The sequence below is a fragment of the Pseudomonas sp. R1-15 genome (assembly GCF_051132085.1).
Lineage (GTDB): Bacteria > Pseudomonadota > Gammaproteobacteria > Pseudomonadales > Pseudomonadaceae > Aquipseudomonas.
This window is the reverse complement of sequence record NZ_CP071660.1, coordinates 5,825,240-5,849,636: the sequence shown is the minus strand read 5'-3', so window position 1 is coordinate 5,849,636 and position 24,397 is coordinate 5,825,240. Positions and strand designations below refer to the sequence as shown.

The following is a 24,397-nucleotide window of genomic DNA, read 5'->3' as shown; positions in this document are numbered from 1 at the left end:
CCCCAGGAGAAAACAATATGACTCTGCGTAAATTCGCAGGGCTAGGAGCCCTGTTGTCCTTCGTAATGCCTGGCCTGGCCATGGCAGAAGAAGCGGCAGCCCCAGTCCTCAATTCCGGCGACACCGCCTGGATGCTGACGGCCACGATTCTTGTTCTGTTCATGACCATTCCCGGCCTTGCGCTGTTCTACGGCGGCATGGTTCGGTCAAAAAACATTCTTTCCGTGATGATGCAGTGCTTCGCCATTACCGGTCTGATCAGCGTGTTGTGGGTCATCTATGGCTACAGCATCGCGTTCGACACTACCGGCATGGAGCAGGGCGTCGTCAACTTCAACTCCTTCGTCGGCGGCCTGGGCAAAGCGTTCCTGGCGGACGTCACCCCGGCCAGCATCACCGGCCCGGCAGCGTTGTTCCCTGAAGCAGTCTTCATCACCTTCCAGATGACCTTCGCGATCATCACCCCGGCCCTGATCGTCGGCGCGTTCGCCGAGCGGATGAAGTTCTCCGCCATGCTGATCTTCATGGGCGTGTGGTTCACCCTGGTGTATGCGCCGATTGCGCACATGGTCTGGTCCGGCAACGGCGGCCTGATGTGGGACTGGGGTGTACTGGATTTCGCCGGTGGCACCGTGGTGCACATCAACGCCGGTATCGCAGGCCTGGTGGCGTGCCTGGTGCTGGGCAAGCGCAAAGGCTTCCCGACCACGCCGATGGCACCGCACAACCTGGGTTACACCCTGATGGGCGCGGCCATGTTGTGGGTGGGCTGGTTCGGTTTCAACGCCGGTTCCGCCGTCGCGGCCAACGGCACCGCCGGCATGGCGATGCTGGTCACCCAGATCGCCACCGCAGCCGCCGCGCTGGGCTGGATGTTCGCCGAGTGGATCACCCACGGTAAGCCAAGCGCACTGGGCATCGCCTCGGGCGTCGTGGCCGGCCTGGTTGCAATCACCCCGGCGGCCGGCACCGTGGGCCCGATGGGCGCCTTGGTCATTGGCCTGGCGGCGGGCGTGGTGTGCTTCTTCTGCGCCACCACCCTCAAGCGCAAGCTCGGCTATGACGACTCCCTGGACGCCTTTGGCGTGCATGGCATCGGCGGTATCCTCGGCGCCATCCTGACCGGTGTGTTCGCAGCGCCAGCCCTGGGCGGCTTCGGCACCGTGACCGATATCGGTGCGCAAGTGTGGATTCAGTTCAAAGGCGTAGGCTTCACCGTGATCTACACGGCGGTTGTCACCTTCATCATCCTCAAGGTCCTCGACGCCGTCATGGGTCTGCGGGTCTCCGAGGAAGAAGAGGCCGTGGGCCTGGACCTGGCCCAGCACAACGAACGTGGTTACAACCTGTAATCGCGCTCCAATAAAAAATGCCCGGTTCGCCGGGCATTTTTTTGTCTGGAGTTTGTCATTGCTCACAGGGCGTGCTGGTTTTTCCGACGCCTTTTGTTGTGTATGCGACACGGGTTTTTCTACCGCCAAAGACTTACAGGAAAGCAGGAATATTAGGCCCTTTGTTTTTTCCCAGAGCGCGCTAGAATGCGCGCCGAACGTGCGGAGAACTGTATGTGGCAACAGACGCTGATAACCCTGCGGGCAAGGCCCCGGGGCTTTCATCTGGTAACGGACGAGTTGCTCGCCGGCCTGCCTGAACTCAAGGCATGTCGTGTCGGTCTGTTGCATCTGTGGCTGCAGCACACCTCGGCCTCGCTGACCATCAACGAGAACGCCGATCCGGCGGTACGTCGAGACTTCGAACGATTTTTCAATCGGCTGATCCCACAAGGAACCGCCGACTATGAGCACAACGACGAAGGCCTGGACGACCTCCCGGCGCACTTCAAGGCCAGCGTGCTGGGATGTCAGCTCAGTCTTCCGGTGACGGCGGGACGGTTGGCGTTGGGCACCTGGCAAGGTGTTTATCTGGGCGAGCACCGTGATCATGGCGGTACTCGTAAAGTCCTCGCCACCTTGTACGGTGAAGGGGCATGACCGCTGATGGTTGGCGGATGTTGAATTTTTTCTGGCAGCCTTCGACAGATGGCGAAGCTGGGCTATAACTAATCTGCTTTTCGCAAGTCATGAGGTAGAACATGAGCGACGATGATCTGGAAAACGACGACCTCGAAGTAGGTGATGAAGACGAGGCCGAAGAAGGCCTGGAAGCGGCGGCTGAAGACGTCGCTGACGATGACGGTGCCGATGTTCCGGTCCCGACCGCCAAAGGCAAGGCCAAGGCGGCGGTATCGGTCGACGAGTTGCCGAGCGTAGAGGCCAAGAACAAGGAGCGTGATGCGCTCGCCAAGGCCATGGAGGAATTCCTGGCCCGGGGTGGCAAGGTGCAGGAAGTGGAGGCCAATGTGGTCGCCGATCCGCCCAAGAAGCCTGACAACAAGTACGGCAGCCGCCCGATCTGAGTATCTGCCCTTGCTTGCTGAAAAAGCCCGCCGTCGCTGCGGGCTTTTTCATGGGTGCGGATCAGGTGTCCAGGGCGGGCCCTTTGTGGGAGTGAGCCTGCTCGCGATAGCGGTTTACCTGTCACGTCGATGCTGGATGTGCCGCCGCCTTCGCGAGCAGGCTCGCTCCCACAGGGTTTTATGTCGGGTTTGAAATCGCAAGGCATAAGAGATCCAGGGTGGGAGCGAGCCTGCTCGCGATAGCGGTGGGTCTGTTGACATCGATGTGGGATATGCCGCCGTCATCGCGAGCGGGCTCGCTCCCACAGGGTTTTATGTCGGGTTTGAAATCGCAAGGCATAAGAGATCCAGGGTGGGAGTGAGCCTGCTCGCGATAGCGGTGTGTCTGTTGGCATCGATGTGGGATCTGCCGCCGTCTTCGCGAGCGGGCTCGCTCCCACATAGGCGGCGTTGTGGTTTTCGGGGGCTCAGCGCGGGTTATGCCATCCTGCCAATAACCCCGGCAGTTCGGTCAGGCTGCGGATTTCTGCATCCGGCGCATGGTCGGCGTCCCACGCCTTGCCTGTCGGGTTGAACCATACTGCGCGCAGGCCGGCCTGTTGGGCGCCGGCGATGTCGTCGCCCGGGTGATCGCCGATGTGCACGGCAGTCTGCGCGGTAGCGCCACCGCGTTGCAGGGCTTCGTGGAACAACCGGGCGTCGGGCTTGGCGATGCCGATGTCCTCGGCGCACAGGGCGAACTTGAAGTAATCCGCCAGCCCCAGGCGCCGCACGTCGGCGTTGCCATTGGTGACGACGCCAAGGGCGTAATCATTGGCGAGCAATTCCAGGGTGGGCTGCACCTCGGGAAAGACCTCCAGTTGATGTCGGGCATGCAGGAAGGCCTCGAATCCCTGGTCTGCCAGCTCCGAAGCCCGCCATTGGTCGTAGCCGGCGTCTTGCAGCGCCCGGAACAGCACGCGTCGGCGCAAGGCACTGATGCGGTGCTTGAGGTCCGGCTCTTCGCTGAGCACTTGCGTGCGGATCGCCCACAAGCGCTCCACCGGAAAGTCGCCCAGGTCCGGTGCGTTATCGGTCAGCCACTGACGTAATACGGCTTCGGCGCTGGCGATCACCGGGGCGGTGTCCCACAGGGTGTCGTCCAGGTCGAAAGTGATGAGTTCGATGGTCATGATTCGTCGCCCTTGATGCGTTTGGCCCTGGGGTGGGCACTGTCATAGACCGTCGCCAGGTGTTGGAAATCCAGATGGGTATAGATCTGGGTGGTCTTGATGTCCGAATGGCCGAGCAGCTCCTGGACGGCGCGCAGGTCCTGGGACGACTCGAGCAGGTGACTGGCGAACGAATGTCGCAGCATGTGTGGATGCAGGTTCTGCCCAAGTTCGCGCTCACCGGCAGCCTTGACCCGCAATTGTATCGCTCGCGGCCCGAGGCGCCGGCCTTGCTGGCTGACGAAGACCGCATCATCGGCCGGGTTGGCCATTGCCCGGAGCGGCAGCCACAGGTCCAAGGCTTCCCGGGCCTTGCGGCCGATAGGCAGCAGGCGGGTCTTGCTGCCCTTGCCGTGCACCTGAACCATGCCGTCGGCCAGGTCCAGTTGTTCCAGGTTCAGCCCGGTCAGTTCCGAAAGCCGCAGGCCCGAGGAATAGAACAGCTCCAGGATTGCCTGGTCTCGTCGCGCGAGAAAGTCATCCTCGACGGCGCCCTCCAGCAATTGCAAGGCCCGGTCGGTGTCGAGGGTCTTGGGCAGCCGACGCTCGCCCTTGGGCGGTGCCAGGCCGGTGGCCGGGTCGTGGTCGCAAAGGCCTTCACGGTTGAGGTACTGGTACAAGCCGCGCACCGCCGACAACAGTCGCGCCAGGCTGCGGGAGGATTGCCCTTGTTGATGCAGGCGGGCAATCAGGCTGCGCAGGCGTTGGATATCCAGGGCCGACCAGCTGCCGATATTCTGTTTCTGGCACCAGCCCAGCACCTTTTCGAGGTCGCGGCGATAGGCCGACAAGGTGTGGGGCGACACCTGGCGCTCACTGCGCAGGTGCTCGCAGTAGGCGTCCAGTTGCCGTTCCATCGTCAGCGTACCGAGCGCAGCGAACCGGCAACCCGTGGCAGCACGCGGCCGGTGACTTCGGCGATATAACTCAGGAACAATGTGCCGACCGAGCTCTTGTAGTGCTGCGGATCGCGGCTGGCGATGGCCAGCACGCCGTGCACGCCCTGGTGGGCAATGGCGACGACGGCCGTAGAGCCGATCTGCTTGCGTTGTTCTTCGCCGAACAGGAAATCCAGCTCATGTTCGCGCAGGCTGCCGCTGACGCTTTTGTTTTCCGTGAGCAGGCCGCCGATGGCGGTCTGCGCTTCGGCGTGAGTCACCCAGCGCCCAACCGGCATGGCGTTGTCGCCAAACAGGATGAGGCTGACAAAAGGCACCTGGAAATCCTGGCGCAGGCTGTCTTCGACGCTCATCACCAGGTCTTCCAGTGTGCTGGCGTCCATCAACGCGAGGATCAGGCGACGGGTCTTGTCGAAGAGCCGGTCGTTGTCACGCGCCACGTCCATGAGGTGCGAAAGACGGTGGCGCATTTCGATGTTGCGTTCGCGCAGGATCTTCATCTGGTGCTCCACCAGCGACACGGTATCGCCGCGCCGGTGGGGAATGCGCATCGTCGAAAGCAGGTCTTCATGCTCGACGAAAAAGTCCGGATGGGCCTCCAGGTAAGCGGCCACGGCTGCGGCTTCCGGGTTCTGGCTCGGGGATTCGTCGGGCTGCGGGGCTGGAACCTGAGGCTTATCGGTCATGGTTTGGCTCACTCAAAGACGAACTTGTCCTTCGTATACGCGTACGGCCGGGCCGGTCATCATCACCGGTTGGCCAGGGCCTGCCCATTCGATGGACAGGCGCCCGCCGGGCAGGTCGATCAGCAATGGCGAATCCATCCACCCCTGGCTGATCGCGGCGACGGCCGCAGCGCAGGCGCCGGTGCCGCACGCCTGGGTTTCCCCGGCGCCGCGTTCCCAGACACGCAGTTGCGCGCGATGCCGATCGATGACCTGCAGGAAGCCGACGTTCACCCGCGCCGGGAAGCGCGGATGATGCTCGATCTTCGGCCCCAGTTCGTGCACGGGCGCACTGTTTATATCATCCACCCGCAGCACGGCATGGGGGTTGCCCATGGACACCGCCGCCAGTTCCACCGGCATACCGTCGACGTCGACGGTATAGCTCAGGGCCTGGGCCGGTGCCTGGAACGGAATGTCCGCCGGAACCAGGCGTGGGGCGCCCATGTTGACGCCGATCTGGCCGTCGCTGCGGACATCCAGTTCGATGATGCCGCTTTTGGTCTCGACGCGAATCTGCCGTTTGGCAGTCAGGCGCTTGTCCAGCACGAAGCGGGCGAAACAGCGCGCACCGTTGCCGCATTGCTCCACTTCGGAACCGTCGGCATTGAAGATCCGGTAGCGGAAATCCACGTCCGGGTTGTTCGGCGCCTCGACGATCAGCAACTGGTCGAAGCCGATGCCGGTGTGGCGGTCGCCCCATTGCTTGGCATGCTTGGGCAGGATGTGCGCGTGCTGGCTGACCAGGTCGAGGACCATGAAGTCATTGCCCAGGCCGTGCATCTTGGTAAAACGCAGCAGCATGGTATTACTCCGGCAACAGGCTTTCGCCGGCAAACAGCTCGGCTACCGTCTCGCGGCGGCGCACTTCGAATGCCTGATCACCGTCTACCAGCACCTCGGCGCAACGGCCGCGAGTGTTGTAGTTGGAACTCATGACAAACCCGTAGGCACCCGCCGAATGCACGGCCAGCAGATCGCCTTCTTCCAGCGCCAGCTCCCGGCCCTTGGCCAGGAAGTCGCCGGTTTCGCAGATCGGCCCGACGATGTCGTAGGCGCGGACCGCGGTATCGCGTGGGCGCACCGCGGTGACATCCATCCAGGCCTGGTAGAGCGCTGGACGGATCAGGTCATTCATGGCCGCGTCGACGATGGCGAAATCCTTGTGCTCGGTGTGCTTGAGGTACTCGACCTGGGTCAGCAGCACGCCGGCATTGGCGACGATGTAGCGACCGGGCTCGAACATCAATGCCAGGTCGCGGCCTTCGAGGCGCTCGCGCACGGTCTTGATGTAGTCGGCCACCAATGGCGGTTCTTCGTCGCGATAACGCACGCCGACACCGCCGCCAAGGTCGATGTGACGCAAGTAGATGCCGCAGTCGCCGAGGCGATCGACCAGCGCCAGCAGGCGGTCGAGGGCATCGATGAACGGTTCGAGGGTGGTCAGTTGCGAGCCGATATGGCAATCGACGCCCAGCACTTCCAGGTTTGGCAGCTGGGCTGCACGTACGTACACGTCCTCGGCGTCGGCAATGGCGATGCCGAACTTGTTTTCCTTGAGACCAGTGGAAATGTACGGGTGGGTGCCAGCGTCGACGTCCGGGTTCACGCGCAGGGAAACCGGTGCGCGCACGCCTAGCTCGGCGGCGACGACCTGCAACCGCTCCAGCTCGTCGGTGGATTCGATGTTGAAGCAATGCACACCGACTTGCAGCGCGCGGCGCATGTCTTCGCGGGTCTTGCCGACACCGGAGAAAACGATCTTGTCGGCGCTGCCACCCGCGGCCAGCACACGCTCCAGCTCGCCACCGGATACGATGTCAAAGCCGGCGCCAAGGCGCGCCAGGACGTTGAGCACGCCCAGGTTCGAGTTGGCTTTTACCGCGAAGCACACCAGATGCGGCATGCCTTCGAGGGCATCGGCGAAGGTGCGGCACTGGGCTTCGATATGGGCACGGGAATAGACGTAGGTCGGCGTGCCGAAACGTTCGGCTATCGCGGACAGGGCAACCCCTTCCGCGAACAGCTCCCCGCCACGGTAGTTAAAAGCGTCCATGGCGGTCCCTTAGTAAGTGGTGTGGGTGTCGTGCGCGTGTGACTTGGATTGCGACGACTTGGCCTGCTCTGCTTGTTCTTCGGGAGACTTGCTGTCATCAGGCAGGTACAGCGGACCTTTTTGACCACAGGCTGTCACAAGGCAGGCAACCGCGACGAGCGCAGCAAGGGAAGAGATCAGGCGCTTCATGGCGAAATCCTTGAAAATGCGTTAATTGCGCCGGAGTATACCGGCCACCCGTCAGCTTGCCTATGCAACGGGGCGCCCGTCCGGCGGCGCTGGTGGTCTCAACCGGTATATCCTTTGCAATCGCCGGGAAGCGTCCGTATCTTGCGGCGCTTGAGCATGAGCAGACATTTTCGAGGTTGCCGCAATGAGTTTGACTGAAGCCCGTTTCCACGACCTGGTCGATGCGACCCAGCAAACGCTGGAGGATGTGTTCGATGACAGTGGCCTGGATATCGATCTGGAAATTTCCGCCGGTGTACTCACCGTCAAGTTCGAAAACGGTACCCAGCTGATCTTCAGCCGCCAGGAACCGTTGCGGCAGTTGTGGCTGGCGGCGGTGTCCGGTGGTTTTCACTTCGACTATGACGAGGAAAGCGAGCGCTGGATGTGCGACAAGAGCGAAGAGCAGTTGGGCGAGATGCTCGAACGCATCGTCAAGCAGCAGGCGGGCGCTGAGCTCGAATTCGAAGGACTGTGAACGCGTGAGCCAGCCAGCCCCGGCGCGGCCACCCAAGCCGCTCTACAGCAACGTCAGCCCCGCCGTTCCGTCGCCTTGCACCAGCGTGTGCAAGCTGGATGAGCAGAAGGTCTGCCTCGGCTGTTTCCGGCACGTGGAAGATATCCGCGAATGGCGCTCGGCGGATGATGAGCGCCGGCGGGTGATCTGTGCCGAGGCGGCCAAACGCAAGTCTTTGTCATGACGCCCGTGGCGAGGGAGCTTGCTCCCGCTCGGCTGCGAAGCAGTCGCAAGATTCTTGGGGTCGCTTCGCAACCCAGCGGGAGCAAGCTCCCTCGCCACAAAAGCCTTCCACCAGATGGGCAAGAACCATCCGGGTTGTATATTTATTGAGCTGTGGTAGTGTCCAGCAACGCCTCAACTCATCGAGGCGCGTGAAAACCCCGTCTTATGTGGCGGGGTTTTGCTTTTTTCGTGCAGAAGAAAGGAGTCTGCCTGGATCATGACCGCACCTTCCATCACCCTGACTCGCTTGGACGTACAACGTCTGGAGCGCTTGATCGACAGCCTGGATGACACGCTTCCCGGTGTGATCGCGTTGCAAACCGAACTGGATCGCGCCGAGACACTGGTCGGCCACGATGAAGTGCCCGCCGATGTCGTGACCATGAATTCGCGCGTGCACTGCCGCGAGGAAAGCAGCGGCAAGGATTACCATCTGACGCTGGTCTACCCGAAGGACGCCAACGCCGACGAGGGCCGGATTTCGATCCTGGCTCCGGTGGGCAGTGCCTTGCTGGGCTTGAAGGTGGGGCAGCACATCGACTGGCCGGCGCCGGGTGGCAAGACCTTGAAGCTGACGTTGCTGGAAGTCGAGTCCCAGCCGGCCAATGGCGGTGATTTCCCGTCCTGAACCCCGTCAGACCTGATTCAATGCTTCGTTCAGTGCGCGCTCCAGGTCGGCCTTGTAGCGCAGGAACAAAATGCTTGGGCAGGCACCGTCACCGACCAGGCCGGAGAGGTCCAGGTCGGTGATATAGCAGCGATAGCGTTCGGCGTCGCGGCGCTGCCCGACGATTTCCCTGGCGACCACGTGAAACAGCTGGTCGCCATGCTCCAGCTCCGAAAATTCCCGTTGGTCGCAATAGAGGGTGACGTGCACTTGCCCGTGCGCCGCTTTGCCGATGATCGCCTGTACGTCGTAGAAGGGCTTGTTGACCGGCGTCTGCGGCGCCTGCCGTGATTCGACCCGCCGGGCCCGCCCGTTACCCGAAGGCAGGAGCTGGTAATAAAGGACTTCCAGGGTCAACGGCTGGGTGGCGTCCATCGGCAGCAAGGCGTCGCGGCGATACAGCACCGACTGCAGGAAGCGCTGCAGCGGCACCAGCAGGCTTTGGTCATCGTGATACGGCAGGCGCTGCTGCCACAACGCGTTGAATTCATCGAGCACATACAGCTCCGCTTCGTCCTCGTAGACCCGGTAGAACACCTGGATGCACTCGGGCTGGCCCATGGGCAGGATCAGGGCCGCGTCGTGTTCTTCCATGGCCATCGCGTCCAGATGCAGCGGGCTGTACGCCGTCAACTCTTCGCCCAGGTAGTCCATCAACGCCGGCAGGCTGCTTAGCGCCACATGGTTGACCTGGCCGGGCACCAGCTCCAGCACGTGATAATGCTGCTGGACCTGAAGCAGGTAGCGGTAATTGAGTTTGCTCAGCAGCAAGGTCTGGGCGGTCTCGATGACTTCTTCAACCCGTCCCGCGATGAACTGCGCACGGTTGTGGCAGAAACAGCGCACCTGCAAGCGTGGCTGGCGCTGCGTAAGGGGCAAGTCGTTGAGGTAGTCGCGCAGGCAATCGAGCAAGGCGTGCTCGCCGTCGAACCGGTTGACCAGTACTTCATTCAGCTGTTGAGGGTGACCTGGTCGAGGGTCAAGACCAGGTTTTCGCGGACACCGGCGTAGCTCAAGGAGTCGGTGCGCTCGGTGGTCATCAGGATGTTCAGGTCGCGGTGATGCTTGAGCGGGTCGACGCCGACGTTCACCAGGATCAGCACTTCGCCGGGTACGCTGGCATGCAGCAGCTGTTCTTCGTCAACCGTGGCCAGGGGCAGGGCGATGGACTGTTGCAGGCTGCCCAGCAAGTTGAACAGCTCGAACTCGCTCAGGTCGCTGTCGCCGGGGTGTAGCGCCAGGCGCGTGCTACTGTCGATCACGCCGTTGCGGTGGCACCAGGTGAGCAATTCGAGCAATTCGCGGCTGCGCTTGATCGGCGCGAAATTCTCCCATTCCAAGGCATTCAGGCTGCCGTTGTACAACCCCCACTGGTTCTGCCCCGGCTCTTTCTTGTTCGGCGACTGGACCAGGGTCAGGGTGTCTTCGGCCAGGTCCGGGGCAATTCCAGGATTGATGAACTCGACCTTGTCGGCCTTGCGCTCGAAGGCCGCATACAGCCGTCGGCCAAGGACATTGAGGTCGCGCTTGTTGATCAGGCTGACGGTCTTTTCGGTGCGGGCGAACTGGGTCAGGAAACGATAACTGTAGGTCAGCTCGTTGACCAATGCGCGCCGCTCATTGCTGACCTGACGGACCTTCCATTGGCTGCGGCTGTCGAGCAACGCGAGTTGGCGTTGATCCCAGCCCCAGTCCCGCGCCAGGCGTTCAAGCAGGTTGCGTTGCCAGCCGCTGCTGCGGGCGTGGCCGGTGAGCTTGCGATTGACCTTCAGGTACAGCGCGCGGCGGATCAGCTCCAGGCGTTCCGGTTCGCCACGGGCGTTGAGGTATTCCTCGAGACGGCGGTAAACCACCATGTACGGGTCCAGCTCGTCCAGGTCCAGGCGATTGGCGAACACCGCCTGCTTGAAGCGCAGGCTCAGGCAGCGCACGTCCGGGTGTTCGCTGGCGTAGACCTCGGTCAGCAAAAGCTTGAGCACGGATTTGTAGGGTGACTCGATGCCCTTGAACAACTGCCAGAGCCCGGCGCCGATGAATTCGCCCGGCGGGATGTAGGCCAGATGCCCCAGGTCCAGGGTTTCGTCGGCACGGATGAAGCGCTTGGAAATCAGCGTGTGGGTGTATTGCTGATAATTCTCTTCTTCATAGACCGGCACCAGCCACCAGATCGGCGTGCGCCCGGCCAGCCAGATGGCGGTGCGGTAGAACTCGTCCAGCAACAGATAATGCTGGGTGGTGCCGCAGTCATCGGAGCTGAGCTGGTTGTCCCGTTCGCCGCGGACGAATCGCGCCGGGTCGATGAGGAAAAAGTGAGCCTCGGCGCCTTGGGTGGCGGCCCAGATTTCCAGCAGCTGGCATTTCTTGCGTAGCTCGGCAAGTTCATCGTCGCTCAAGTCCGGGCCGTGGCACACCCATACGTCCATGTCGCTCTGGTCGGCCTGGGCGAGCGTGCCGAGGCTGCCCATCAGGAACAGGCCGAGGATTGGCCGCGGAGGGTTGCTGCCATGGCGCGGCTTATACGAAAACGAGCGGGTCAGCCGCTGGGCCTCGGCGAGGACGTTGGCGTCGGGCTCGTAGTTCGACAACCCGGCGGGCGTGCTGCCGGAGACATAGCCGGGCAGCAGTGGATGGTTGACGTGAAAGAACAGCGGAAGCAGCGTCAATACGCCCTGCTGGCGGGTCGATAACCCTTCGAGGGCGCGCTCCATGCGGCCGGTATTGAGCTTGAGGAAACGCGCGCGTAACTGGCTAAGGACCTTGCGGTCGATTCCCTGGTCCAGATCGGGGCGTATTTCGTGATTGCGGGTCATGTCAGCTCAAACCGGCTCGCGGCGTCGCACGTGGGGAAGCACAAGTGATGGCAGGTTAACGCCGGAATCGTGGAATTCTTGAGCTGAAAATGATTTTGACGTCAGGATTTTTGCGAAAGAAGCCGTGCGCCTGCGGAAACCCCGAGGCAAAGGGATTTCCGTGGGCGGGAGGAGATCAGGCGGTTTCTTCGGCGCGGAGTATCGTCAGGACAGTTTGCACATTTTGCGCGGCATCACGCCCCAGGCTGGTCAGATAACCGCCATCGGGTTGGTCTATCAGGTCTTTTTCAAACAGGCGCTTGGCAGCGGCGATGGCTTTCGGGGCAGCGGTCTGATGAATTTTCAGGCCTTCCTGGGAACTGTCCAGGTTAAAGAGTGCAAGGATTTCCAGTTCGGCAACCAGCTCAGGGGTAAGCGACATAAGGACTCCAGACTTTCTAGGAATTTGGTCGACAGCGTCACTAAGGTGAGCGCACTCGGCCGAGCTGTCCAGTGTCAGTGTGGTGCTTTTTTGTTTAAAGCGATTTTTTTTGTGGCGAGGGAGCTTGCTCCCGCTGGGTTGCGAAGCGACCCCGAAAATTTGCGACTGCTGCGCCCGAAGCGTCGGACGGCCGAGCGGGAGCAAGCTCCCTCACCACAAGAGCGGCGTTGCCCGTCGGGTCATTTCTTTTCCGGCGGCAGCTCAGGCAAGGCGCGTAAGGCGGCTTCGTACCACTCGGTATTGAACGGGCGGTCTTCTTCCAGGATCGCGTCGATTTCAACCGCCAGCACGTGGGCCATCAGGTTGAGTATGTCGTCACGCTCATAACCGACCAGGGTCAACTTGTTGAAGGTGGCCTTGGCCGCTGGCGGGTTGTCGCTTTCGATCTGGTTCTCGATGGCCTGGATCAGCGTGGATTCGACGAACTCTTCTTCGTCATGTTCGATATCGCTTGGCTCGCTCATGGCAGCCTCCTGTAGAAAAGGCCGCCAGTTTACCTGCATTCAGCAGCGTGATGCGCCTGGCGCGAAATGTCCCGCCGGTCTATAACCCAAGGCTGCCAACCCCGCACGGCCTGGAGGCTATGGAATGCTCAAGCTTTATGGTTTTTCTGTCAGCAATTATTACAACATGGTCAAGCTGGCGCTGCTGGAGAAGGGGCTGCCCTTCGAAGAGGTCCAGTTCTTTGGCGCCCAGACCCCGGAAGCCCTGGCTATCAGCCCGCGCGGCAAGGTGCCGGTATTGAAGACCGAGCAGGGCTTTATCAACGAGACCAGCGTCATTCTGGAATATATCGAGCAAACCCAGCCGGGCAAGGCCCTGCTGCCCAACGACCCGTTCGAGCGCGCCCAGGTGCTGGCCTTGTGCCGGGAAATCGAGTTGTACATCGAGCTGCCGGGACGTGCCTGCTATCCCGAAGCGTTTTTTGGCATGGCGGTGCCCGAGGCGATCAAGGACAAGGCCAAGGGCGAGTTATTGCTCGGGTTTGCCTCGCTTGGCCGGCACGGAAAATTCTCGCCTTATGTGGCGGGTGACAGCCTGAGCATTGCCGACCTGTATTTCTACTACAGCCTTTCGCTGGCCTTGCCGGTGGGCAAGAAGGTTTTCGATATCGACTTGCTGGCAGAGATGCCGAAGGCCAGGGCCTTGATGGAGCTGCTCGGGCAGAATCCGCACGTGCAGCGGATTGCGGTGGATCGAGAGGCGGAAATGCCGGCGTTCCTGGCGAAGATTGCTGCCAGGAAATAAGGTTCTGGCGCCTTGAGGACGCCTTCGCGAGCAGGCTCGCTCCCACAGCGGATCTTCAGTGAACACAAAGTCTTGTGAACATGGAGAACCAGTGTGGGAGCGAGCCTGCTCGCGAAGCTTTGGCTTTTGGCTTATCGGCTGGCGAGTAGCGCCTGGCCACGAACGACCGCTGCTTTTACCTGCGCCGGCGCCGTACCGCCAACATGATCACGGGCATTGACCGAGCCTTCCAGGGTCAACACCGCGAACACGTCCTGCTCGATCTGGTCGCTGAACTGGCGCAGTTCTTCCAGGCTCATTTCCGCCAGGTCCTTGCCGTTGTCGACGCCGTACTTCACGGCATGGCCGACAATCTCATGGCAATCACGGAACGGCAGGCCACGGCGGACCAGGTAATCGGCCAGGTCGGTGGCGGTGGAGAAGCCGCGCAGGGCCGCTTCGCGCATGACCGCATGCTTGGGCTTGATGGCCGGGATCATGTCGGCGAACGCTCGCAGCGAATCGCGCAAGGTATCGGCGGCGTCGAACAGCGGCTCCTTGTCTTCCTGGTTGTCCTTGTTGTAGGCCAGTGGCTGGCCTTTCATCAGGGTCAGCAGGCCCATCAGCGCACCGAATACCCGGCCGCTCTTGCCCCGTACCAGCTCCGGCACGTCGGGGTTTTTCTTTTGCGGCATGATCGAGCTGCCGGTGCAGAAGCGGTCGGGCAGATCGATGAATTGGAATTGCGCGCTGGTCCACAGCACCAGCTCTTCGGAGAAGCGCGACAGGTGCATCATCGCGATGCTCGCGGCGGAGCAGAATTCGATGGCGAAGTCGCGGTCCGAAACGTTATCCAGCGAGTTGCCGCCCACCGCATCGAAGCCCAGCAGTTGCGCGGTGTGTTCACGGTCGATCGGATAGGTCGTGCCGGCGAGCGCGGCGCTGCCCAGGGGCATGCGATTGGTGCGTTTGCGGCAGTCGACCAGGCGCTCGTAGTCGCGGCTGAGCATCTCGAACCAGGCGAGCATGTGATGCCCAAACGTTACAGGTTGCGCGGTTTGCAAGTGCGTGAAGCCCGGCATGATGCTCTCCGCCTCGCGCTCGGCCTGTTCCAGCAGGCCTTTTTGCAGGCGGGTGATTTGAGCCAGGATCAGGTCGATTTCATCACGCAGCCATAAGCGGATGTCAGTGGCGACCTGGTCGTTACGGCTGCGACCGGTGTGCAGCTTCTTGCCGGTCACGCCGATGCGGTCGGTCAGGCGCGCTTCGATGTTCATGTGCACGTCTTCAAGGTCCACGCGCCAGTCGAACTGGCCGGCCTCGATCTCGCCCTGGATGGTCTTCAGGCCATCGATGATGCTGTCGCGCTCGGCATCGGTCAGCACGCCGACCTTGGCCAGCATGGTGGCGTGGGCGATCGAGCCCATGATGTCGTGGCGATACAGGCGCTGGTCAAAGTTGACGGAGGCGGTGAAGCGGGCGACGAAGGCGTCGACGGGTTCACTGAAGCGGCCGCCCCAGGACTGATTGGTCTTGTCAGTGCTCATGAATTCGCTCGTGATCGGCTGAAGAAAAAGTAGCGGTTAAGGCTGCGGCGGATGATAGCAGGGTTGCCGGGGCTGGCGCTGGCAATGGTCGGCAGGTTTTTTACCCGGAAAAGCCACGCATTTGCCGGGTTTTTGCACAACGATATTTTTCGATTGAGCAATATCGTCGTGGCAACCGTCTACAGTGGACGTAGGGCTTTGCTTTTTCATCTTGGACGCATCGGACGCACCAAAAAAATGGGGGGTGCTCATATTGATCAGATCGAGTGTTAACAGTCCCTGTGGCGACGTTGTGCGACAACAGGCCTCGAGCTCCGGTAGGCAAGCGCTGGTAAAGATAGGCAACCACCTCGCGGCACTTTTTGGCCCTCGGACGAGTCTTAGCGTGGATCGCGGTGACGGATGTCACTTCCCCTGTCTACGCTATCCTTGTGCGAGACTCACGCAGGAATCCAGCGCAATATGAATGTCCTGATCGTTGACGACGAACCACTGGTCCGCGAGCGCCTGAGCCGAATGCTTGGCGAACTCGAGGGTTACAGTGTCCTGGAGCCGAGCGCCACCAATGGCGAAGAGGCGTTGGCCCTTATCGACAGCCACAAGCCGGATATCGTGCTGCTCGACATCCGCATGCCTGGCCTGGACGGGCTGCAGGTCGCGGCCAAGCTGTGCGAGCGCGAGTCGCCTCCCGCGGTGGTGTTCTGTACCACCCGGGACGATTTTCCTCCGGAGGTGTTGCAGGCCGGTGCCGTGGGCTATCTGATCAAACCGGTTTCCGTCGAGGCGCTGGAAGAAGCGTTGCGCAAGGCTGAGCGACCGAACCGCGTGCAACTGGCGGCGCTTACCCGCCCGGCCGCCGAGAGCGGCAGCGGCCCGCGCAGCCACATCAGCGCACGGACCCGAAAAGGTATCGAGCTGATTCCGTTGAACCAGGTGGTGTACTTCATTGCCGACCACAAATACGTGACCTTGCGCCACGAAAGCGGAGAAGTGCTGCTGGACGAGCCGCTCAAGGCGCTGGAGGACGAGTTCGGCGAACGGTTCGTACGCATCCACCGCAACGCCTTGGTGGCTCGCGAGCGTATCGAGCGTTTGCAACGCACCCCCCTCGGGCACTTCCAGCTTTACCTCAAGGGGCTCAATGGCGACGCGCTGATCGTCAGCCGGCGGCATGTGGCGGGCGTGCGCAAGATGATGCAACAGCTTTAGCGTGGCGTCCCGCAGCGTTCCATCTCCAGGATTGGCGGCCAGGGAGGCCTTCGCGTCGTGATTCAAGTCAAAGCGGATTTGGCTGAGCTGTTATTATCTGCCGTATCTTTTAAGTACGGATTGATCCATGTCCCCTCGCGAGATCCGCATCGCCACCCGTAAAAGCGCCTTGGCTCTCTGGCAGGCCGAGTACGTCAAAACCTGCCTGGAAGCGGCCCACCCTGGCCTGATCGTATCGCTGGTGCCGATGGTCAGTCGCGGTGACAAACTGCTCGATTCGCCACTGTCCAAGATTGGTGGCAAGGGCCTGTTCGTCAAGGAGCTGGAAACCGCTCTGCTGGACAACGAAGCCGACATCGCCGTGCATTCGATGAAAGATGTGCCCATGGACTTCCCCGAAGGCCTGGGCCTTTTTTGCATCTGCGAGCGGGAAGACCCGCGTGATGCGTTTGTCTCCAACAGCTTTTCCAGTCTTGAAGCATTGCCCCCGGGAAGTGTGGTCGGCACTTCCAGCCTGCGTCGCCAGGCGCAGTTGCTGGCGCGGCGTCCGGACCTGCAGATCCGCTTCCTGCGCGGCAACGTCAACACGCGCCTGGCGAAGCTCGATGCTGGCGAATACGACGCGATCATCCTCGCCGCCGCCGGCCTGATCCGGCTCGGGTTTGAAGATCGCATCACCTCGGCCATCAGCGTTGATGACAGTCTGCCGGCCGGTGGGCAAGGCGCGGTGGGCATCGAATGCCGTAGCGCCGACAGCGAAATCCATGCGCTGCTGGCGCCGCTGCACCACGACGACACCGCCACGCGGGTCTTCGCCGAACGCGCCCTGAACAAGCATCTGAACGGCGGATGCCAGGTGCCGATTGCCTGCTACGCCGTGCTCGAAGGCGAGCAGGTCTGGCTGCGTGGCCTGGTGGGCGATCCCGGCGGCGGCCAACTGCTCAGCGCCCAGGCCCGAGCACCGCGCCGCGATGCCGAGGCGCTGGGCGTGCGGGTGGCCGAAGACCTGCTGAGCCAGGGCGCCGATGACATCCTCAAGAAAGTCTACGGCGAGGCCGGCCACGCGTGACGGGCTGGCGGCTGCTGCTGACCCGGCCGACGGACGAATCGGCGGCCCTGGCGGCTGTGCTGGCGGATGCGGGAATCTACAGCAGCAGCCTGCCGCTGCTGGATATCGAGCCGGTCCCGGTGACCGAATCCGGGCAGGCGATCCTCCGCGAATTGAATCAGTATTGCGCCGTGATCGTGGTCAGCAAGCCCGCCGCGCGCTTGTGCGTGGAGCTGCTGCGTCAGTATTGGCCGCAACCTCCGGTCTTGCCATGGTTCAGCGTGGGCGCCGCAACCGGACAGATTCTTGCCGATGCCGGCCTCAGCGTGTTTTATCCCGATAACGGCGACGACAGCGAAGCCTTGCTTGAGCTCGGGCCGTTGCGCCAGGCTATCGACCGGCCCGATCCCCGTGTCTTGATCGTCCGCGGTGAGGGTGGGCGCGGCTTGCTGGCAGAGCGTTTGCGCGAGCAAGGTGCTAGTGTCGACTATCTTGAGCTGTACCGGCGCGGCCTGCCGCAATACGCCGAGGGCGAACTGCCGGCCAGGGTCGAAGCGGAACGCTTGAACGCGCTGGTGGTCAGCAGTGGGCAGAGCTTCGAGCATCTGCGCCGGCTCGCCGGTGAAGCGTGGCCCGCCCTGGCGCGGCTGCCGTTGTTCGTTCCAAGCCCCAGGGTCGCCGACATGGCGCGTGCCGCCGGGGCCCGGACAGTTATTGATTGCCGTGGCGCCAGCGCCGCGGCTTTGCTGGCGGCATTACGGGAACAATCCGTGCCGTTTTCCAATGCAAAGGATGGATACGTGAGCGAAACAGCCTTGCCAAAAGATCAGGACCAGCCAGCGCTCGATGCGCCGCTTGAAACGGCGTCGCCGATAGCACCGCGTCGCGGCAACGGGCTGGCGATTGTCGCATTGTTGTTGGGGGCTGCCGGCGTCGCCGTGGGTGGCTGGGGTGTATGGCAAGTGCGTCATCTGCAAGCCAACACCCAACAGCAATCCGCGCAGGTCCAGTCGCTCAATGACCAGGCCCAGGGCCTCAAGCTCAATGAGCAACGCCTGAGCGCGCGCCTGGAGCAATTGCCTCCGGCCGAAGAACTGGAGGAGCGCCGCCGTCAGGTTGCCCAGTTGCAAGGCGACCAGCAGCGTCTCAACCAGCGCCTGGAAACCGTGTTGGGTGCCAGCCGCAAGGATTGGCGCCTGGCCGAAGCCGAGCATTTGTTGCGCCTGGCCAGCCTGCGTCTTTCCGCCCTGCAGGACATCAGCAGTGCCCAGGCGCTGGTACAGGGCGCCGATGAAATCCTGCGCGAGCAGAACGACCCGGGCTCGTTCGCTGCCCGCGAACAATTGGCCAAGACCCTCGCTGCGCTGCGCAGCACCGAGCAGCCGGATCGCACCGGGCTGTTCCTGCAACTGGGTGCCTTGCGTGACCAGGTGCTGCAACTGACCGAGCTTGCGCCCGAATACAAGGACCGTGGCGAGTCGCTGCTGGGGCTGACGAGCGACGGCGATGGTGCCAGTCGCTGGGCGCAGTGGTGGGACCGAATCTCGCGTTATATCCGCATCGATTTCAATGCCGATGAAAACGTCCGTCCACTCCTGGCCGGACAGAGCCTGGTCCAGGTGCGCCTGGCCTTGAGCCTGGCGCTGGAGCAGGCGCAATGGGCCGCGCTCAATGGTCAGGCGGCGGTGTACACCCAGGCGCTGGCCGAGGCGCGTGACGTGCTCAGGAACAACTTCAACCAGGACAACCCGCAAAGCAAGATCATGCTCGAGCGGGTTGGCGAGTTGAGCAAGTTGCCGGTGACAGTGGTCACGCCGGACCTGACCGGCACCCTGAGCGCCGTCCAGGCCTACCTCGAGCGCCGCAACCTGAATGCTGAAGACTCGGTCAAGCCGCTGCCCAAGGCGGGCGGGCAGGAGACCGCGCCATGAAGCGTCTCTACGTGATTCTGTTCGTGGTCATCGCGGCCGCAGCCTTGCTGGGCGTGGCGATTTCCGAGCATTCGGGTTACGTGCTGGTGGCGTACAAGAGCTTCCGCTACGAAGCCGGCCTGTGGGTCACCCTCGCACTGATCGCGGTGATCTGGCTGTTGTGGCGCGCAGTGTTTGCTCTGGTCGGGCTGGTAACCACGTCCACTGGCGTGGTCAACCCGTGGTCGCGACGCAACCGCAGTCGTCGCGTACAAGTTGCAATCGAACATGGCCAGCTGGACCTGGCCGAAGGCCGTTGGGCCAGCGCCCAGCGGCATCTTCACCGCGCCGCCGAAGCCGAGCGCCAGCCCTTGTTATATTACCTCGGCGCCGCCCGCGCGGCCAATGAACAAGGCCTCTATGAGCAAAGCGACAGTCTGCTTGAGCGCGCTCTGGAGCGGCAGCCCCAGGCCGAGCTGGCCATCGCGCTGACTCACGCCCAGTTGCAGACGGACCGGGGTGACACCGACGGTGCGTTGAGCACGCTGCAAGCCATGCATGAACGCCATCCTCACAATGCCCAGACCCTGCGTCAGTTGCAGCGCTTGCACCAGCAGCGCGGTGACTGGTCGGCGGTGATCCGGCTGTTGCCGGAGCTGCGCAAGGACAAGGTCCTGCCGCCCGCCGAACTGGCTGAGCTGGAACGGCGGGCCTGGGGTGAAAACCTCACCTTGGCTGCCCATCGCGAAGCTGACGGAAGCGTCGGCTTGCAATCGCTCGATCGGGCCTGGCAACAGCTCACCTCAGCCCAACGCCAGGAACCGGCAATGGTGCTCGCCTATGCCGAGCAACTTCGTCAGCTGGGCGCCCAGGCGCAGGCTGAGGAGGTATTGCGGGTTGCGCTCAAGCGTCACTACGACAGCCACCTGGCGCGTTTGTACGGACTGGTTCGCGGCGCTGACCCGAGCCGCCAGTTGCAAGCGGCCGAGGGCTGGCTCAAGGAGCATCCGAATGACCCGAGCCTGCTCCTGACGCTGGGGCGTCTGTGCTTGCAAAACAGCTTGTGGGGCAAGGCGCGGGATTATCTCGAAAGCAGCCTGCGCATCCAGCGCAACCCTGAGGCTTGTGCCGAACTGGCCCGCTTGCTGGCGCAACTGGGCGATGCGGAGCGCAGCAACCAGTTATTCCAAGAGGGGCTGGGACTGCTGGACGAGCGCTTGCTGGCGGCACCCTTGCCGGTTCCGAGCACTTGAATTACTAATGAATCATCGTGGCGAGGAAGCTTAGCTTCCTTGCCGCATTTCCATCCCGTCGAAGGTGAATTGGGTCCGTTATGCGGCCGCTGAAGCTCTCTTCAGTAAAATCCTACAGCCTGCTGCGCCAAGTCTCGTGGTGCTTGTCGGGTATTCCTTACATCTTTGACGAAGTCTCCGCAACGCCTCGTCTTGAAAGGTCCGAGGGCTTTCCTCTACCGTAACCGCTTGTCTTTTCTGTTACGGAACCGCCATGTCTTTGGCCAGCTCTCGCTCTCTGTTTCTCCTGGCTTCCATCGCCGCGGCTCTGGTTTTGGGGATCACGTTTTACCTGGAATATGCGGTCGGTCTGACCCCGTGCAGCCTGTGCATTTTGCAGCGGTTATGCCTGACGCTGTTCCTGATGACCTGTCTTGCCGCTTGCGTGCATGGCCCGGCTCTGAGAGCTAGCGTTGTGTATGCGGCGGTGGGCGTGGCCTTCGTCTCGGGAGGGCTGGCGCTGGCGTGGTATCACGTCCTTGCGCAGAGCGATTCGATCGAGCTGTTGCCCGACTGCCTCGCCAAGCTCAGGGGCGCCGATTTGTGGTGGCACGCCATGCATCGCGCGCTTGACGGAGCGATCGATTGCACGAGCGTCTCCTGGACGCTGTTTCGTCTGAGCATCCCTGAATGGAGCCTGCTGTTTTTTATCGCGCTCTTCATCTCGATGACTTATCTGCTGCTGCGCCTGGCCTGGAATGCCCTGGTGCCACCGCTCGGCGACGAGACGTCGCAGTTGGTCCGAAGGCTGGATCAAACACTTGTATGAACTTTATAGCCTGCGTACCTTGAAGCAGTTGTCGTGCGGGCATAATCTGGCCGGCACGTATCATTGGAATCATGCCACTCGATCTGGTTGTGTCTGGCTCGTTCCTGGTCATCCAGGTGTGCTCCAGACTGCGGGGGGTGTGACTCAGAAGGGAAGAAATCACCATGCTCGAAAGTTGTCAGAATGCTCAGGAACGCTGGGGTGGGGTGCATCTGCTGATCGACCGCTGGTTGCAGGAGCGTCATGAACTGGTTCGAGCCTATGATGCTCTTGGCGACAAGCCTGAAGCACTGAGTGAAAGTCGCAAGCCTTTGCAGGAATTTTGCGGTGTGCTGGTGGACTATGTGTCGGCCGGTCATTTCGAGATCTACGAGCAACTGACGGGCGAGGCCAAGGCCTTCAATGACAAACGCGGCCTGGAACTGGCCGATACGATTTATCCGCGCATCGATGTCATCACCGAGAAGCTGTTGGCCTTCAATGACCTCTGTGATGAAGGCAAATGCGTAGCGGAAAAATTCAAGGAACTGGGCGGTTTGTTGCATGAGCGTTTCGAGCTGGAGGATTGCCTGATCGAGGTGCTGCACAACGCCCACAAGGAAGAGGCTACCGCCCAGGCTTGAGGGCTTGGCGGTGACAGGAAACGGTGCGCTTTGCGCGCCGTTTTTCGTTTAACGGCTTCAGGTCGTTGCGCCCAGCAATTCAATTTCGAACACCAGCGGCGTGAAGGGTGGAATCACGTCCCCGGCACCTTCGGCGCCATAGGCCAGGGCCGAAGGAATCACCAATCGCCACTTCGCGCCCACCGGCATCTGCGGCAGTGCGCTGCGCCAACCATCAATCACGCTGTCAAGATTGAACCACTGCGCCTGAGAGTTGGAATCGAAAACGGTGCCGTCCGGCAATTGACCGACATACCGCACCTGGACCTTGCCGTGGGGGCCGGCCTTCGCGCCGCTGCCCGGCTTGAGTTCGGTCAGCAGGATGCCGTCCGACAATTGCTGGACGCCCGGCCGGCCTTTTTCCTCATCGAGAAATTTCCGCTCGCTCTTCAGCGCCATTTGCGTTTGCGGCGTGGACGACTGCGCCAGGAGTTGCGCCTGATGTTCGGCCAGGATCCGTTCGATGCGTTCATCTGCCAGGGCCAACGGTTTACCCAGATAGGCCTGCTGCAGGCCTTCGACCAGGGCCTGGATCTGCAGGTCCGGCACGTCCTGACGCAGGCGCTCGCCCAGGCTGGCGCCGAGGCTGTAGGCCAGGTCGCGACCGTCGTTGGCGTCGGATTTTTCAGCGGCCTGAGCCAGGGAGCAAACCATGCAAAGAAATAAAAAAAGGTGACGCGACATGTGTACGTTCTCCGCCCTCGATTCGAGGGATTATGCCAGTGTCGATAACGCTCAAAGCGATTTGTCCTGGCAGTGCTGCAGACTATTTTTTGCCTCGTGCAACGCAACGCCTTGTGTAGTGTCAACATGCCCTAGCGGCGGTTGCAGCAGAGGTCTAGTATGAGCCGCACTCACGTCAGTCAGGAGGTAAACCATGTCGGCCACCAAGAAGCCTGTAAACACTCCGTTGCACTTGCTCCAACAATTGTCGGGCAGCTTGCTCGAGCATCTGGAAAATGCCTGCTCCCAAGCTCTGGCTGATGCTGAAAAACTGCTCGCCAAGCTGGAAAAACAACGCGGCAAGGCGCAGGAAAAACTGCACAAGTCGCGAACCAAGCTGCAAGACGCGGCAACCGCCGGCAAGGCCAAGGCACAAACCAAGGCCAAGGATGCCGTGAAGGAACTCGAAGACCTGCTCGATGCCTTGAAGGATCGTCAATCCGAAACCCGCGCCTACATCCTGCAACTCAAGCGTGATGCCCAGGAAAGCCTGAAGCTGGCCCAAGGTGTCGGTCGCGTTCAGGAAGCCGCCAGCAAGGCGCTGAGCCTTCGCGCGGCCAAGCCTGCCGCTGTATCGGCCAAGAAGCCAGCGGCTAAACCTGTCGCGGCAAAAACTGCGGCCAAGGCGCCCGTCAAGCCAGTCGCCAAAGTTGCCGGCAAGCCGGCTGCCAAACCTGCCGTGAAACCAGTCGCTGCCAGCGCTGCGAAACCTGCGGCGAAAAAACCGGCCGTGAAAGCAGCTGCCAAGCCTGCCGTCAAAGCTCCTGCTGCCAAGCCTGTTGCCGCCAAACCAGCCGCAAAAGTTGCCGCCAAGCCTGCCGCTAAAACCGGTGCTGCCAAACCCGCTGCGACGAAGACCGCCGCTGCCAAGCCTGCTGCGAAAGCGGCGGCCAAACCTGCTGCCGCGAAGCCGGCCGCCAAGCCTGCCGCTGCCAAACCCGCTGCCGCCAAGCCTGCTGTCAAATCGGCGGCCAAGCCGGTTGCTGCTGCCAAGGCTCCCGTCAAAGCACCTGTAAAGGCCGTGGCAAAACCCGCAGCAGCCAAACCAGCCGCCAAGCCGACAACGGCCAAGCCGGCCGCTGCAAAACCTGCAGCCAAACCCGCTGCGAAGCCTGCCGTGAAAAAGCCTGCTGCTGCAAAACCGGTGACGGCTCCGGTTGCCAAACCTGCCGCGCCAGCACCAGCGGCCGCAGTGACGCCTGCGCCAACGACCAGCACGCCGGCGCCAGCGGTGAACCCAAGCGTAACCACCGCGCCGAGCACCACTCCGCCCCGCGCTTCCTAAGGGGTGACTGCCGCGACGCGCAGCCGATGCAGCGCGTCGCGGTTGGTTTGGCCGGCATTCGCCACCAGCTTCTGCAACCACTGCGCTGTCGCTTCATCCTGGCCCTTGGGCCAGTCCCCTGCCGTGGCTTCCAGCCGCTCCAGCAATTGTCGTTCGGCTTCCAGCTCCAATTTCTTGATCTGTTCGCGCAGGCTACCCAGCCCGGCGTCCTGGCGGGCGAGGTCTTTCCATTGTGTGCGCAACGTCCGCAATGGCTGGACGACGGCTGCGTCCCAGGGGCCGGCCACGTGCCGAAGCTGCTGCAACCTCTGCTCATCACAGGTTACCCCGCGTTGTTCCAGCCACAGCCCGCAAAGCACCAGGCAGACGTTCGCGCCTTCTGCCTGCAACGCCAGGCACGCCGCTTCCACGCCAGGCCTGGCATAAAGGTTGATCGAAAAGCTCCACAGATCAGAGGACATCGTGCTACTCGCGCCAGTTGCGAGCGAAG

Annotated in this window: 26 protein-coding genes and 3 pseudogenes; 17 read left to right on the top strand and 12 right to left on the bottom strand. The window is 62.0% G+C overall.

Features of this window, described 5'->3' with window-relative positions:
• Positions 1–17 precede the first annotated feature (17 nt).
• The 3 genes from J3P97_RS26555 (at position 18) to sutA (ending at position 2,416) form a co-directional block, all read left to right on the top strand.
• Positions 18–1,352, top strand: a complete 1,335-nt coding sequence (locus J3P97_RS26555; RefSeq protein ID WP_434673100.1) for an ammonium transporter — start codon at positions 18–20, stop codon at positions 1,350–1,352.
• Positions 1,353–1,565: 213 nt separating this feature from the next.
• Positions 1,566–1,991 (top strand): secondary thiamine-phosphate synthase enzyme YjbQ, encoded by a 426-nt coding sequence (locus J3P97_RS26550; RefSeq protein ID WP_434570954.1) that lies wholly within the window; start codon positions 1,566–1,568, stop codon positions 1,989–1,991.
• Positions 1,992–2,092: 101 nt separating this feature from the next.
• On the top strand, positions 2,093–2,416 hold the full coding sequence (gene sutA, locus J3P97_RS26545; protein ID WP_007941277.1) for a transcriptional regulator SutA: 324 nt from the start codon (positions 2,093–2,095) through the stop codon (positions 2,414–2,416).
• 467 nt (positions 2,417–2,883) lie between these two features.
• Here sutA and J3P97_RS26540 read toward each other — a convergent pair whose 3' ends face one another.
• The 6 genes from J3P97_RS26540 to lptM are packed head-to-tail and all read right to left on the bottom strand — an operon-like array spanning position 2,884 to position 7,496.
• On the bottom strand, positions 2,884–3,588 hold the full coding sequence (locus J3P97_RS26540) for an HAD family hydrolase (RefSeq protein WP_305497957.1): 705 nt from the start codon (positions 3,586–3,588) through the stop codon (positions 2,884–2,886).
• A complete protein-coding gene (gene xerC / locus J3P97_RS26535) occupies positions 3,585–4,484 on the bottom strand; it encodes a tyrosine recombinase XerC (RefSeq protein WP_434602220.1) in 900 nt (299 codons plus the stop codon). The genes J3P97_RS26540 and xerC overlap by 4 nt, the downstream gene beginning before the upstream one ends.
• Before the next feature lie 2 nt (positions 4,485–4,486).
• Positions 4,487–5,212: a DUF484 family protein gene (locus J3P97_RS26530; RefSeq protein WP_305497960.1), complete on the bottom strand. Its 726-nt coding sequence runs from the start codon at positions 5,210–5,212 to the stop codon at positions 4,487–4,489.
• 12 nt (positions 5,213–5,224) lie between these two features.
• A complete protein-coding gene (dapF, locus tag J3P97_RS26525) occupies positions 5,225–6,055 on the bottom strand; it encodes a diaminopimelate epimerase (RefSeq protein WP_434570960.1) in 831 nt (276 codons plus the stop codon).
• 4 nt (positions 6,056–6,059) lie between these two features.
• Positions 6,060–7,307 carry a diaminopimelate decarboxylase gene (lysA, locus tag J3P97_RS26520; protein ID WP_434673099.1) on the bottom strand — a complete coding sequence of 416 codons (1,248 nt, stop codon included), beginning with the start codon at positions 7,305–7,307 and terminating at the stop codon, positions 6,060–6,062.
• A 9-nt stretch (positions 7,308–7,316) separates the two neighbouring features.
• Positions 7,317–7,496: an LPS translocon maturation chaperone LptM gene (gene lptM, locus J3P97_RS26515; protein ID WP_264428547.1), complete on the bottom strand. Its 180-nt coding sequence runs from the start codon at positions 7,494–7,496 to the stop codon at positions 7,317–7,319.
• Positions 7,497–7,680: 184 nt separating this feature from the next.
• On the opposite strand from lptM, the gene cyaY reads away from it, so the two are divergent.
• From cyaY to rnk, 3 genes are all read left to right on the top strand, one after another.
• Positions 7,681–8,013: an iron donor protein CyaY gene (cyaY, locus tag J3P97_RS26510; RefSeq protein ID WP_434570964.1), complete on the top strand. Its 333-nt coding sequence runs from the start codon at positions 7,681–7,683 to the stop codon at positions 8,011–8,013.
• A gap of 4 nt (positions 8,014–8,017) precedes the next feature.
• Entirely contained in the window at positions 8,018–8,236 is a 219-nt protein-coding gene (locus J3P97_RS26505; protein WP_305497964.1) for a DUF1289 domain-containing protein, read from the top strand.
• Between the two features lie 258 nt (positions 8,237–8,494).
• On the top strand, positions 8,495–8,905 hold the full coding sequence (rnk, locus tag J3P97_RS26500; RefSeq protein WP_305497965.1) for a nucleoside diphosphate kinase regulator: 411 nt from the start codon (positions 8,495–8,497) through the stop codon (positions 8,903–8,905).
• A gap of 6 nt (positions 8,906–8,911) precedes the next feature.
• Here the strand turns inward: rnk and J3P97_RS26495 are convergent.
• From J3P97_RS26495 to J3P97_RS26485, 3 genes and pseudogenes are all read right to left on the bottom strand, one after another.
• Positions 8,912–11,754: pseudogene (locus J3P97_RS26495) on the bottom strand (class I adenylate cyclase).
• Between the two features lie 175 nt (positions 11,755–11,929).
• Positions 11,930–12,175: a TIGR02647 family protein gene (locus J3P97_RS26490; protein ID WP_150724924.1), complete on the bottom strand. Its 246-nt coding sequence runs from the start codon at positions 12,173–12,175 to the stop codon at positions 11,930–11,932.
• 239 nt (positions 12,176–12,414) lie between these two features.
• Complete coding sequence (locus J3P97_RS26485) at positions 12,415–12,699, bottom strand: hypothetical protein (RefSeq protein WP_434673098.1); 285 nt, start codon at positions 12,697–12,699, stop codon at positions 12,415–12,417.
• Positions 12,700–12,823: 124 nt separating this feature from the next.
• On the opposite strand from J3P97_RS26485, the gene J3P97_RS26480 reads away from it, so the two are divergent.
• Positions 12,824–13,483, top strand: a complete 660-nt coding sequence (locus J3P97_RS26480; RefSeq protein ID WP_434602215.1) for a glutathione S-transferase family protein — start codon at positions 12,824–12,826, stop codon at positions 13,481–13,483.
• A 131-nt stretch (positions 13,484–13,614) separates the two neighbouring features.
• On the opposite strand, the gene argH is transcribed toward J3P97_RS26480, so the two are convergent.
• Positions 13,615–15,009: an argininosuccinate lyase gene (gene argH / locus J3P97_RS26475; RefSeq protein WP_434673097.1), complete on the bottom strand. Its 1,395-nt coding sequence runs from the start codon at positions 15,007–15,009 to the stop codon at positions 13,615–13,617.
• 51 nt (positions 15,010–15,060) lie between these two features.
• On the opposite strand from argH, the gene J3P97_RS26470 reads away from it, so the two are divergent.
• The 9 genes and pseudogenes from J3P97_RS26470 (at position 15,061) to rsd (ending at position 21,860) form a co-directional block, all read left to right on the top strand.
• On the top strand, positions 15,061–15,282 hold the full coding sequence (locus tag J3P97_RS26470) for a hypothetical protein (RefSeq protein ID WP_434602214.1): 222 nt from the start codon (positions 15,061–15,063) through the stop codon (positions 15,280–15,282).
• A gap of 43 nt (positions 15,283–15,325) precedes the next feature.
• Positions 15,326–15,475 (top strand): annotated as a pseudogene (locus J3P97_RS26465) (sensor histidine kinase); the annotation flags it as partial.
• Positions 15,472–16,218 carry a LytR/AlgR family response regulator transcription factor gene (locus J3P97_RS26460; protein ID WP_305497976.1) on the top strand — a complete coding sequence of 249 codons (747 nt, stop codon included), beginning with the start codon at positions 15,472–15,474 and terminating at the stop codon, positions 16,216–16,218. The pseudogene J3P97_RS26465 and the gene J3P97_RS26460, both read left to right, overlap by 4 nt.
• Positions 16,219–16,345: 127 nt before the next feature.
• Complete coding sequence (hemC, locus tag J3P97_RS26455; RefSeq protein WP_434602213.1) at positions 16,346–17,287, top strand: hydroxymethylbilane synthase; 942 nt, start codon at positions 16,346–16,348, stop codon at positions 17,285–17,287.
• Positions 17,284–17,982 (top strand): annotated as a pseudogene (locus J3P97_RS26450) (uroporphyrinogen-III synthase); the annotation flags it as partial. The gene hemC and the pseudogene J3P97_RS26450, both read left to right, overlap by 4 nt.
• An 84-nt stretch (positions 17,983–18,066) precedes the next feature.
• Complete coding sequence (locus J3P97_RS26445) at positions 18,067–19,197, top strand: uroporphyrinogen-III C-methyltransferase (protein ID WP_434605232.1); 1,131 nt, start codon at positions 18,067–18,069, stop codon at positions 19,195–19,197.
• Entirely contained in the window at positions 19,194–20,429 is a 1,236-nt protein-coding gene (locus J3P97_RS26440) for a heme biosynthesis protein HemY (protein WP_434627172.1), read from the top strand. Before J3P97_RS26445 ends, J3P97_RS26440 begins: the two co-directional genes overlap by 4 nt.
• Before the next feature lie 253 nt (positions 20,430–20,682).
• Positions 20,683–21,237, top strand: a complete 555-nt coding sequence (locus J3P97_RS26435) for a disulfide bond formation protein B (RefSeq protein ID WP_434602211.1) — start codon at positions 20,683–20,685, stop codon at positions 21,235–21,237.
• A 164-nt stretch (positions 21,238–21,401) separates the two neighbouring features.
• Positions 21,402–21,860: a sigma D regulator gene (gene rsd, locus J3P97_RS26430; protein WP_305497980.1), complete on the top strand. Its 459-nt coding sequence runs from the start codon at positions 21,402–21,404 to the stop codon at positions 21,858–21,860.
• Positions 21,861–21,917: 57 nt separating this feature from the next.
• Here rsd and J3P97_RS26425 read toward each other — a convergent pair whose 3' ends face one another.
• A complete protein-coding gene (locus J3P97_RS26425; RefSeq protein ID WP_434602210.1) occupies positions 21,918–22,583 on the bottom strand; it encodes an FKBP-type peptidyl-prolyl cis-trans isomerase in 666 nt (221 codons plus the stop codon).
• Positions 22,584–22,776: 193 nt separating this feature from the next.
• Between J3P97_RS26425 and J3P97_RS26420 the strand changes: the two genes are divergently transcribed.
• Positions 22,777–23,907 (top strand): AlgP family protein, encoded by a 1,131-nt coding sequence (locus J3P97_RS26420; protein ID WP_434673096.1) that lies wholly within the window; start codon positions 22,777–22,779, stop codon positions 23,905–23,907.
• Here the strand turns inward: J3P97_RS26420 and J3P97_RS26415 are convergent.
• On the bottom strand, positions 23,904–24,368 hold the full coding sequence (locus J3P97_RS26415; RefSeq protein ID WP_434673095.1) for a TIGR02444 family protein: 465 nt from the start codon (positions 24,366–24,368) through the stop codon (positions 23,904–23,906). The genes J3P97_RS26420 and J3P97_RS26415 overlap by 4 nt on opposite strands.
• Between the last annotated feature and the right edge of the window lie 29 nt (positions 24,369–24,397).